We start from the raw sequence: 6,308 nt of genomic DNA on the forward strand, positions 1-6,308 counted from the left end.
TCTACGGTGGATCCATGAGTGCTTCAGCCCACCATTACCAGACCCGACTCGCCTGGCCTGTCTCCCCGGAGGCCGGTTCCACCGGCAGGGGACTCCGAGGCTACTCCCGGAATCATGAGGCGGCCACCGACGGAGTGGCCGGCGCCCTGGCCTTGAGCGCGGACCCGGGCTTCCGCGGAGATCCGTCACGGCTCAACCCCGAGCAGCTGCTGGTGATGGCGGCGTCGTCCTGCCAGATGCTGAGCATGCTGGGGGCCGCTGCCCGTGCGGGGGTGGACATCCTCAGCTATCAGGACGCCGCCATCAGTCGGCTGCTGCTGGGCGACGCCGCCCGCCTCGACACCATCCGGTTGGAGGTGACGGTCCAAGTCGCTCCAGGAACGGACGCATCCCGCGTCCGCGAGCTCGCGCAGGAGGCGCACGAGCACTGCTACATCGCCAACAGTCTGGCGATCCCCGTCGAAGTGGATGTCACGGTGGTGGTCACCGCGGGTCGGGGCTGAGCGGAGGATCGCCTCCGTCGTCGTTCTGCCCGGGTAGCGCCGGGCCATCCGTGCCGCCCGAGTCGGTCTGACCGCCAGCGCCGCCGTCCTGCCCGCGGACCTCGTGGAGGACCTCCTGGAAGAAGTCGCGGACCTCTTCCCAGCGGACGCGGGAATTCGCGAGGTGCTCCTCGAGGCGCTCGATCTCCTCATGCTGCAGGCGCCGCTGACGCTGCTCGGAGAGCTCTCGGCGCAGCTCGGCGACCGTGGACTCGGCCTCGCGGAGGATCTTCTCGAGCTCGGCCTCCAGCTCCGTGACGTTCTCGTCGTCCTCCGGACGATGCTCCTCGTGTTCAGCGCTCACGGCCTGGCCCCTTCCCTTCCCTGAGGCGCAGCGCGCCCGCGTTCTCAGCACCCACTCTGGCCCAGCATGGGCTCCGGCACAACACGTGCCGAGGGCCGGACGGTGAACGACGGGGGAACGCTCAGAAGATGACGGTGCCGAAGATCAGCACCAGCGGCAGGGCGACGAAGACGCCGAGGACCCAGACGGCGGCGTAGATCTTCTTCTCGGCCGCCAGGTTCGCCAGCCAGGTGGCGCCGCGCGGCGGCAGCTCCCGCAGGAACGGCAGGCCGAAGATCACCAGGGTGGCCAGCACGTTGAAGCTCAGGTGCACCAGGGCGGCGATGAGCGCGTAGTGCGCCTCCACGCCGGTGAAGGCGAAGGCGGAGATCAGCGCGGTCACCGTGGTGCCGATGTTGGCGCCGATGGTGAACGGGTAGACCTGGCGCAGCGTGAACGCGCCGGAGCCGGCCAGCGGGACCATCAGGGCGGTGGAGGTGGAGGAGGACTGCACCATGACGGTCATCAGAGCGCCGGAGCCGATGCCGGTGATCGGGCCGCGGCCCATGGCCGCGTGGAAGACGGCCTTCGCCTTGCCGACCATCAGGACCTTGAGCATCCGGCCGATGAAGTTGATGACCATCAGGATCAGCGCCACGGCGACCACGATCATCACGATGCCGCGGACCGGGTCCGGGATCCAGCTGACGGTGTACTGGATGCCGTCCGCCAGCGGCGTGGTGGCTGCTTTGACGACGTCGCCGATGCCGCCGAACACCGCGGCGAACAGGCCGCCGTCGCTGTCCGAGGCGTGGCCGGCGAAGAACGTGGCGATGCGCTCCAGCAGGCCGAAGGCCATCTCCAGGGGCAGGAAGATCAGCACCGCGATGAGGTTGAAGAAGTCATGGACGGTGGCGGCGGCGAATCCGCGGCGGAACTGCTCCTTGTCCCGGACCATGCCGAGGCTGACCAGCGTGTTGGTCAGCGTGGTGCCGATGTTCGCACCCAGGATGATCGGGATGGCCACCTGCAGCGGCAGACCGCCGGCGACGAGGCCGACGGTGACCGAGGTGGTGGTGGAGGAGGACTGGGTCAGCGCCGTGGCGGCCACACCGATCATCAGGCCGATGAGCGGGTTGGTGGCAAAGGCGAACAGCGTCTCCGCCTGGTCGCCGGTGGCGGCCTTGAAGCCGGAGCCGATGACATTGACGGCGGTGATGAGCACGTAGACGGCGGCCACGACGGCCAGCCAGTTGATGACGTCGAGTGCGCGGCCGGAGAATCCGAGGCGCTCGAACGGGCTGATGAGACGGGGCGTCTCCTCAGCGGCCTGCACTGCCGGGCGGCGGGCCTCGACAGACGGCATTGCGGTCATCCAGTCTCCTCCAGATGTGGGCTGCGCACAGCCCTGACTCACTGTCCTCATCCAGAGTGATCCCTCCCGACGACCAGAACCACACGTTAAGGTGAACGGAAGGTGAACAGTGGCGCACCGACCCTGTGAGTCCTCGCACAGACGTCCGCGCAGACCTCCGCACAGCTGTCCGCCCTCAGCGTGCAGACAGCCGCCCCAGGGCGCCGTGTCAGGCGGGATCAGTAGGATGGCGCCATGCACCATCACCATGGACGGCTCCGCACGGCAGGCCTGCTGGCCTTCCTGTTCGCCCTGCTCCTCTTCGTGGGCGCGATCGTCGCCTACTTCACCAATGCGCCGATCTTCCTGTTCATCTTCGCCGGAGTCGGCCTGGTCTCCGTGGCGATCAGCTACTGGAACTCGGACAAGATCGCACTGCGCGCCATGAAGGCCTACCCGGTGAGCCGGGAGCAGGCCCCCCAGCTCTACCAGATGGTGGAAGAGCTGGCCCACCGCGCCCAGCAGCCGGTGCCGCGCATCTACATCGCACCCAGCCCCACCCCGAACGCCTTCGCCACGGGCCGCAATCCCGAGAACGGCGTCGTGTGCTTCACCGAGGCATTCTCAACCTGCTGACTCCGCGCGAGCTACGCGGTGTGACCGGCCACGAGCTGATGCACGTCTACAACCGAGACATCCTGGTCTCCTCGGTGGCGGCGGCCGTGGCCGGCTTCCTGACCACCATCAGCCAGTACTTCATGTTCTTCGGCATGATGGGCGGCGGTCGCAGCAACAACCAGGGCGGCGGCAACCCGCTGGTCCTGGTGGGCGGCCTGCTGGCCATGCTGCTGATGCCCATGGCGGCCAGCCTGATCCAGATGGCGATCAGCCGCACCCGCGAGTATGACGCCGACGCCGACGGCTCGGAGCTCAGCGGAGACCCGCTGGCGCTGGCCTCAGCCCTGCGCAAGCTCGACGGCGGCATCGCCCGTCAGCCGCTGCGCGAGGAGCCCAAGCACGACGCCCACGCGCACATGATGATCGCCAACCCCTTCGGACCGAAGGCGAAGCAGATGTTCAGCACCCACCCGCCGATGGACGAGCGCATCGCCCGCCTGGAGCAGATGGCCGGCGGTCAGGCCCCGCAGGACTGATCGGCCGGCGCCGGTCAGACCGTCGCCTGCACCGCGCGGGAGATGCGCACCATCTCCTCGCGCGGGACCACCTTGACGCGCTCGCGCTCCACGGGGCCGGACGCAGTGGCCTCCTCACCGAGGCGGACCTCGTGCTCATCCAGCTGCAGCCATCCGTCCCAGGTGGTGAACTCGACACCACGGGACTCCAGCAGCTCCACCACAGCATCCTCCCGCGGGTCCTCGGCCACGGGCAGGTGGTGGACATCCTCGAGCAGGCAGCCGATGGTCTCCAGCGCATCGCCCTTGGTGTGACCGATGAGCCCCACCGGCCCCCGCTTGATCCAGCCGGTGGCGTAGGTGCCGGGAATGTGTTCGCCGTCCTGCAGGACGCGGCCGGCCTCGTTGACGATGACGCCGCGGCGCTCGTCGAAGGGCACGCCGTCCACAGGGGAGCCGAAGTAGCCGACGGCCCGGTAGACCGCCTGGCACTCGTAGTCCAGGAACTCTCCGGTGCCACGGACGCCGCCGGCGCCGTCGAGCTCCATGCGTTCGAAGCGGACCCCGGCGACCTTCCCGGCCCGGTCGCCGGTGCCTTCGAGGATCTCCACCGGCTGGTGCAGGAAGTGCATATGCAGCCGGCGTGACGCTTCCTCGGTGCGTTCCTCCTGCTCCACCAGCCAGTTCGCCAGGGTGTTGACCATGGTCTTGACCTGGTTGTTGGACTTGATGGCCTCGTCCGAGGCCTCGTCGAACTCGAAGTCCTGCTCGTCCAGGACGATGTCGACGTCGCGGCTGTGGGCCAGCTCGCGCAGCTCCAGCGGGGTGAACTTCACCTGGGCGGGCCCACGGCGCCCGAAGATGTGGACGTCGGTGACGGGCGAGGACGCCAGCCCCTGGTAGACGTTGTCCGGGATCTCTGTGCTGAGCATGTCCGTGGCGTGCTTGGACAGCACGCGCGCCACGTCCAAGGCCACGTTGCCGTTGCCGATGACGGCCACCTTCTCCGCCTCCAACGGCCACTCGCGGGGGTAGTCCGGGTGGCCGTCGTACCAGGAGACGAAGTCCGCGGCGCCGAAGGACCCCTCGAGCTCGATGCCGGGGATCGCCAGCTCGGCGTCCTTGATGGCCCCGGTGGCGAAGATGACGGCGTCGTAATGGCGCCGCAGGTCCTCCAGGGTGATGTCGGTGCCGACGTCGACATTGCCGAGCAGACGGATGTCTCCACGGTCCATGACCTTGTGCAGAGCCTTGATGATGCCCTTGATCCGCGGGTGGTCCGGGGCCACGCCGTAGCGGATCAGCCCGAAGGGCGCCGGGTAGCGGTCGAAGAGGTCGATGCTGAACTCGATGTCGCTCTTCTTCTGGGACTTCGACAGGATGTCCGCCGCGTAGACGCCGGCGGGGCCGGAGCCGATGATGGCCACACGGAGGGGCCGCTGGCGAGGATTCTCAGACACGGACGACTTCCTTTCGGCGCGAATACCACAGAACAGTATGCCGTATTGGTCAACGCCGCCCCTCCCCCCGGCTGTTCCCGACAGGCGCGAACTCCGCCCATCATGAGGGAACTCACACCATCAGCAGCAGCATCACTAGCCAGGTGCACGAAAAGTGCACTACAGTGCACTGCATGGATGTGACCCAGGCCCTCGGCGAGCGCGTGCGCTCCGCCCGCCTCCGCCGCGGCTGGACCTTGGACCGACTGGCGGAAGCGGCCGGCGTCTCCCGCCGCATGGCGGTCAACATCGAACAGGGCACCACCAACCCCACGCTGGCCACGCTGCTGAAGCTCAGTGAAGCGCTCGGCACCGGACTGCCGGCGCTCGTGGAGCCCCCGCGCCGGCCCCTGCAGGTCACCCGGTCCGGGGAGGGCTCCACGCTCTGGAAGGGCGAGCACGGCGGACGCGGCGTGCTGGTGGCCTCCTCGGACCGCCCCGACGTCGTCGAACTCTGGGACTGGACGCTGCGCCCCGGAGAGTCCCACCGCAGCGCACCGCATCTGCCTGACACGCGGGAACTGCTGCATGTGATCTCCGGGGAGCTGACTGTGGAGGTCGACGACGACGCCGTCACCCTCTCCCCCGGCGACTCCCTCACCTTCCCCGGAGACGCCCCGCACGCCTACCGATGCACCGGCGCGACCCGACGCGCTTCTCCCTGACCGTCCACGAACCCCGCAGCGAAGGACCCTCATGACAGCACTGACCCAGACCGACCTCGACCGGTTCCTGGCCGGAGCCCGCATCACCGACCCGGTCATGGCGTTGCGCCCCGACTACCGGGCCCTGCTGCTGGCCGTGGACCGGGTCGACGCCGGCGAGCGCGACGCCGCCAGCGAGGACCTGCTGCGCCGCGCCGAGGCCTCCGCCGCCGAGGAGCTCACCTCCCGGCCCGTCACCGAGGTGCCGCATGTGGCCGCCTGGCGGGAGGCCTACCGGGCCTTCGGCGCCAAACCCAAGAAGGTCCGCAGCAGCCTGGAGGCGCTGATGCGCCGCGCCGCCTCCGACGGACTGCCGCGGATCAACCGGCTGACCGATGTCTACAACGCCGTCTCGGTGCTCCACCAGGTGCCTGTGGGCGGAGAGGACCTGCACCGCTACCAGGGCTCACCTGTGCTGACCCGGGCCGCCGGGGACGAACCCTTCGACACCACCGCCGGCGGAGAGCCGCTCATCGACCACCCGGAGGCCGGCGAGGCCATCTGGCGCGACGACGTGGGGGTGACCTGCCGGCGGTGGAACTGGCGTCAGGGCCGCCGCACCGCGCTGACGACGTCGACCTCCGCCGCCCTGTTCATCTTCGACGCCCTCGAGCCGATGGACGACGACGCCCTGCACGCCGCCGCCGACGTCCTGGTGGAGCACCTGGCGCCGGAGCCTCTGCCCGCCGCCTCCTGCCGGGAGACTGAGCCATGCCTGCCCCGACCCCGCAGCAGCTCTTCTCCGCCTCTCCGCCTTCCCGCTGACGCCATTCCGCAGAGCCGCCGACGGAAC

Annotated in this window: 6 protein-coding genes and 1 pseudogene; 4 read left to right on the plus strand and 3 right to left on the minus strand. The window is 69.1% G+C overall.

The window, feature by feature from the left end; translation table 11 throughout:
* Nucleotides 1–14 precede the first annotated feature (14 nt).
* Complete coding sequence (locus BCY76_RS12130) at nt 15–503, plus strand: OsmC family protein (RefSeq protein ID WP_070158360.1); 489 nt, start codon at nt 15–17, stop codon at nt 501–503.
* On the opposite strand, the gene BCY76_RS12135 is transcribed toward BCY76_RS12130, so the two are convergent.
* Nucleotides 484–846, minus strand: a complete 363-nt coding sequence (locus BCY76_RS12135) for a hypothetical protein (RefSeq protein ID WP_070158357.1) — start codon at nt 844–846, stop codon at nt 484–486. The two genes, BCY76_RS12130 and BCY76_RS12135, sit on opposite strands and share 20 nt — an antisense overlap.
* Nucleotides 847–967: 121 nt before the next feature.
* Nucleotides 968–2,200 carry a Na/Pi symporter gene (locus BCY76_RS12140; RefSeq protein WP_139827772.1) on the minus strand — a complete coding sequence of 411 codons (1,233 nt, stop codon included), beginning with the start codon at nt 2,198–2,200 and terminating at the stop codon, nt 968–970.
* Between the two features lie 471 nt (nt 2,201–2,671).
* Between BCY76_RS12140 and BCY76_RS12145 the strand changes: the two are divergent.
* A pseudogene (locus BCY76_RS12145) lies at nt 2,672–3,333 on the plus strand (M48 family metalloprotease).
* Nucleotides 3,334–3,347: 14 nt separating this feature from the next.
* On the opposite strand, the gene BCY76_RS12150 reads toward BCY76_RS12145, so the two are convergent.
* Entirely contained in the window at nt 3,348–4,772 is a 1,425-nt protein-coding gene (locus BCY76_RS12150) for an FAD-dependent oxidoreductase (RefSeq protein WP_070158354.1), read from the minus strand.
* A gap of 173 nt (nt 4,773–4,945) precedes the next feature.
* Between BCY76_RS12150 and BCY76_RS12155 the strand changes: the two genes are divergently transcribed.
* Together BCY76_RS12155 and BCY76_RS12160 are read left to right on the plus strand one after the other, a co-directional pair.
* Nucleotides 4,946–5,476 carry a helix-turn-helix domain-containing protein gene (locus BCY76_RS12155; protein ID WP_237090126.1) on the plus strand — a complete coding sequence of 177 codons (531 nt, stop codon included), beginning with the start codon at nt 4,946–4,948 and terminating at the stop codon, nt 5,474–5,476.
* Nucleotides 5,477–5,507: 31 nt separating this feature from the next.
* The coding region (locus BCY76_RS12160) for a B3/B4 domain-containing protein (RefSeq protein ID WP_085437742.1) at nt 5,508–6,308 on the plus strand (801 nt) is incomplete at its 3' end.

Origin of the sequence: Nesterenkonia sp. PF2B19 (assembly GCF_001758425.2) — a bacterium.
GTDB lineage: Bacteria > Actinomycetota > Actinomycetes > Actinomycetales > Micrococcaceae > Nesterenkonia > Nesterenkonia aethiopica.

Coding starts and splice junctions, on each gene's coding strand:
- BCY76_RS12130 (WP_070158360.1), top strand. CDS start 15: ATGAGTGCTTCAGCCCACCATTACCAGACCCGACTCGCCTGGCCTGTC.
- BCY76_RS12140 (WP_139827772.1), bottom strand. CDS start 2,200: ATGACCGCAATGCCGTCTGTCGAGGCCCGCCGCCCGGCAGTGCAGGCC.
- BCY76_RS12155 (WP_237090126.1), top strand. CDS start 4,946: ATGGATGTGACCCAGGCCCTCGGCGAGCGCGTGCGCTCCGCCCGCCTC.